At 73.0% G+C, this 3,585-nt stretch carries 3 protein-coding genes; all 3 read left to right on the top strand.

All coding sequences use genetic code 11. The features are described from left to right. Positions 1 to 285, top strand: a 285-nt coding sequence (locus tag AC08OP_RS22695; RefSeq protein ID WP_476616026.1) for a hypothetical protein, incomplete at its 5' end; no start/stop codon positions are given. Continuing rightward, positions 285 to 3,353 carry a helicase-related protein gene (locus tag AC08OP_RS22690; RefSeq protein ID WP_476616025.1) on the top strand — a complete coding sequence of 1,023 codons (3,069 nt, stop codon included), beginning with the start codon at positions 285 to 287 and terminating at the stop codon, positions 3,351 to 3,353. The genes AC08OP_RS22695 and AC08OP_RS22690, both read left to right, overlap by 1 nt. Next, the coding region (locus AC08OP_RS22685) for a hypothetical protein (RefSeq protein WP_476616024.1) at positions 3,350 to 3,585 on the top strand (236 nt) is incomplete at its 3' end. The genes AC08OP_RS22690 and AC08OP_RS22685, both read left to right, overlap by 4 nt.

The following is a 3,585-nucleotide window of genomic DNA, read 5'->3' as shown; positions in this document are numbered from 1 at the left end:
ACATTCCTCCGCGAAGAGGGTTATCGGTTACCTGACGCGACGCAAATGCTTGTATCGGACGCGGCGGCGCGGCCGGACTTCGTCTACCGGCTGCCGTCGGGGGCGGTGGCCGTGTTCGTCGACGGTCCGCACCATGACGCCGCCGACGCGGCCGCGCGGGACGCCGACGCCGAGGACCGGCTGGCCGACCTGGGGTGGCTGGTCGTCCGGTTCCGGTATGACGCGGAGTGGGGGAAGATCGTGGCGCACTACCCGAACGTGTTCGGCCGCGGGCGGCGCGGCTGATGGCGGCCGTTTCGACGCCGCGCCACCCCACACCGACCGGAGCCACACCGACCGGCGCCACACCGACCGGCGCCACACCGGCCGGGGCCACACCGACCGGCGCCACACCGACCCGCGACTTCGAGCCGGGGTCGCTGGTGAAGGCCCGCGGGCGCGAATGGGTGGTCCTGCCCGGCGACGACCCGAATTTCCTCGTCGTGCGGCCGCTCGGTGGGGACGAGGAGTACGTCACCGGGCTGTTCCGGGACGAGGCGACGTCCGTGGGTTTCCCGCCGCCGGATCCGGCGGCGGCCGGCGACCACCGTTCCATCTCCATCCTGGCCACCGCGTTGCGGCTCGGCTTCACCGCGAGCGCCGGCCCGCTGCGCTCGCTCGCCGCCGTCGCGGTCACCCCCCGGCAGTACCAGCTCGTCCCGCTGCTCCTCGCGCTGCGCCAGGACCCGGTCCGCCTGCTCATCGGCGACGACGTCGGGATCGGCAAGACGGTGGAGGCGGCTCTCATCGCCAAGGAGCTGTTGGTGCAGGGGGACGCCACCGGGCTGACGGTGCTCTGCCCACCCGCGCTCGCCGAACAGTGGCGGGCGGAGCTGGCCGACAAGTTCGCCATCGAGGCCGAGCTGGTCCTGACGTCCACGGTCGCCGGCCTGGAGCGCCGGGCGGGCGGAGTATCCATCTTCGAACACTTCCCGTTCACGATCGTCTCGACGGACTTCATCAAGACGGATGAGCGCCGGACGCTGTTCGCGCGGTCCTGCCCGGACCTGGTGATCGTCGACGAGGCGCACACCTGCGTCCCGGCGGCCGGCAGCGCGGCCGGCAGCGCGTCCAGCAGCGCCGGGCAGAAGCGCTACGACTTGCTGCGCGGCATCGCCGACCGTCCCACGAAACAGGGCCGCCCCCGCCACCTCCTGCTGGTCACCGCCACGCCCCACTCCGGTAAGCAGGATGCGTTCCGGGATCTGCTGAGCCTGCTCAGCCCGCGGCTCGCGCTGCTCGATCTGGACACCGTGCGTGGCCGGGAGGAGCTCGCCCGGCACTTCGTGCAGCGCCGCCGCCGCGATATCCGCCGCTATCAAGGGCAGGACACCCCCTTCCCGGAGGATCGCCAGTACCGCGACGTGGGGTACCGGATGAGCGCGGCCTACTCCGGGTTCCACGACGAGGTGCTCGCCTTCGCCCGGGAGACGGTCACGAATCCCGACGGGGAGCGGACCCGCCGGGTGCGGTGGTGGTCGGCACTGGCCCTGCTGCGATCGGTGGCGTCCTCGCCGGCCGCGGCGGCGGCGACCTTCACCGCGCGGTCGGTCACCGCCGCCGCCGGATCGGCGGCCGAGGCGGACGCGCTGGGCCGCCCCGGCACCTACGACCTGATCGAGGCCGAGGCGATCGACGGGCTGGACGTCGCCCCCGGTGCGCTCGACGACACCCTCTCCGCCGGGGCGCGGGCGGCGCTCGCGAGGCTGGCCGGTCGGGCCAAGGAGCTGGAGCTGGCGGGGAAGGAACACGACGCCAAGCTGACGACGTTGATCAAAGAGATCAAGGGTCTGCAGGCCGACGGGTACGACCCGATCGTGTTCTGCCGCTACCTCCCGACGGCGGAATACATCGGCAGGCATCTCACGGCGACGTTCGGGAAGAAGGCGACGGTCGAGACCGTCACCGGCGAGCTGCCCCACGCGGCGCGGGCCGCCCGCATCGAGAGGCTCACCGCCACCCCGGGCCGGCACATTCTCGTCGCTACCGACTGTCTGTCCGAGGGCATCAACCTCCAGGAGAGCTTCCAGGCGGTGATCCATTACGATCTGGCCTGGAATCCGACCCGTCATGAGCAGCGCGAGGGCCGGGTCGACCGGTTCGGCCAGCGGAAGTCGTACGTCCGCGCGGTCACCCTGTACGGCGCGGACAACGGCATCGACGGTCTCGTGCTGGACGTCCTGCTGCGCAAGCACCGCCGGATCGCCCGCGACACCGGGGTGACGGTCCCGGTTCCCGACAACGCCGAGAGCCTGCTCATCGCCATGCTTGAAGGGCTGGTCCTGCGCCGCAAGGACGGCGAGCAGCTCACCCTCGATCTCGACGTCGTCCGGACCGACGACGAGGTGACCGACGAGTGGCACAGCGCCGCCAAGCGGGAGTCCCGGACGCTGACGAAGTACGCCCACAGCGGAGTCGACCTGGACGAGGTGCAGGGCGTACTGGACGACGTGCGGGAAGCCCTCGGCAGCCAGGCCGACGTCCGCCGGTTCGTCCTGAACACCCTCGACGAGCTGGGCGTGAAGGTGGTTCCGACGGAGACCTCGGACGGTCTCGTCGCCGACGTGACCGGGCTGGACCCCCTCTACACCGATGCCCTGCGCGTGTCGCCGGGCGGCGCGGGCCGGCTGGTTCTGCACGACGACCTGCCGGTTCCGCCCGGCCACCGGGCCCTGGTGCGGACCGACCCGGCGGTCACGGGGCTCGCCCGCGCGGTGCTGGAGGAGGCGCTGGACGACCGGACCGGGGTGATCGCCCCGGTGGATGATCTCGGGCCCGCGGGGGCGGGCGCTCCCGCGGACCGGGCGGACCCGGCGGGCGCTCCCGCGGACCCGGCGGGTGGTGCGGTGCGGCGCCCGCCGGGGGCGCGCTGCGGGGTGTTCCGCACCTCCGCGGTGGCCACGCGCACGGTGGTACTCCTCGTGCGTTACCGGTTCCATCTGACGCTGCCCGGCGCGGCGAAGACCGTCGACACCGTGGCCGAGGACGCGCGCCTGGTCGGCTACCGTGGCCGCGGGGAGAACCGCGAGTGGCTGACGCCGCCCGACATCGACCGGCTGTTCGCCGTCGACCCGGAGAACGCCCTGCCCGAGTTCGTTCGCCGGCAGGCGGAACGCGCCATCACCGAGCTCGCCGACGTCGCGCCTGAGCTGGACGCACAGGGCGAGCGGCTCGCCGAGACGCTGCGCGAGGCCCACCTGCGGGCCCGGGAGGTCGCCGGGCTGCGCCGCCGCCGCGGGCTCACCGTCACCCCGCACGACCGGGCCGACGTCCTCGGGGTCTACGTCTACCTGCCGGCCGGGGCCGGCTCATGACACTGAGAATCGGGGACGTCGAGCTCCTCTCCGTCAGCCTCGAAGGCAGCCTGTTCACCCGGGACCTGGTACGGCGGGTCAGGGACGCCGACCCGGAACTCGCCGGCATGCGCGTCGAGGACTATCACCTGGCGGCCGGGGAACGGCTCGGCGACGCGGCCAGCCGCCACTGGGCGTACCTGCTCGGGGCGTACCGCACCTTCCGCGCGAGGCTCGCCGCCGAGGAGCGGTC

Source organism: Frankia sp. CeRuru1 (assembly GCF_977966315.1).
This window is presented reverse-complemented; position numbering and strand designations above follow the sequence as displayed.